The sequence below is a fragment of the Bacillus sp. LR--39 genome (assembly GCF_053613335.1).
In genome coordinates, this window is record NZ_JBSIOT010000424.1 from 1 (window position 1) to 979 (window position 979).

The window sequence follows — 979 nt, forward strand, 5'->3', positions numbered from 1 at the left end:
AACCTCTAAAATATCAATCTTACAGCCCCTCAGCCAGGAAGCAGGCACAAGCATAACCGCAGCGATGAGCGACGATGAAATCATCTGCGGCTGTAACGGCGTGTCAAAAGGTGCGATTATTCAAGCCATACAGGAAAAGGGCTGCTCGTCAACGGACGAAATCAAAGCATGCACCGGCGCATCCCGCTCATGCGGAGGCTGTAAGCCGCTCGTAGAAGAAATCCTCCAGCATACGCTCGGATCAGACTTTGATGCGTCAGCGCAAAAAGAAGCCATTTGCGGCTGCACCACATTGTCGAGAGATGAAGTCGTAGAAGAAATCAAAGCCAAAGGGCTGTCACATACAAGAGAAGTCATGAATGTGCTCGGCTGGAAAACGCCAGAAGGCTGTTCTAAATGCCGACCCGCTCTGAACTACTACTTAGGCATGATCAATCCAACCAAATACGAGGATGACCGGACATCCCGCTTTGTTAATGAACGAATGCACGCCAATATTCAAAAAGACGGAACATACTCAGTCGTTCCTCGGATGTACGGCGGCGTGACCAACTCCACAGATTTGCGCAAGATCGCCGATGTCGTTGACAAATATGAGATCCCGCTCGTGAAAATGACAGGCGGCCAGCGAATTGATCTTATCGGCGTGAAAAAAGAAGACCTTCCGAAGGTATGGGAAGATCTTGATATGCCATCGGGCTACGCGTACGGAAAAACGCTCCGCACAGTGAAAACATGTGTAGGCAAGCAATTCTGCCGCTTCGGCACACAAGACTCCATGGCACTGGGCATTGCGCTTGAGAAAAAATTCGAAGGGCTGAACACGCCTCACAAAGTCAAAATGGCCGTGTCTGCCTGCCCGCGAAACTGTGCGGAATCCGGCATTAAGGACCTTGGCGTTGTCGGCATCGACGGAGGCTGGGAGCTTTATGTCGGCGGAAACGGCGGAACCCATTTGCGTGCCGGCGATTTGCTGATG

1 pseudogene is annotated in these 979 nt (G+C 51.5%); it reads left to right on the forward strand.

What is annotated here, in order from left to right:
• Positions 1-979, forward strand: a pseudogene (gene nasD, locus ACWHAR_RS23760) (NADPH-nitrite reductase); the annotation flags it as partial.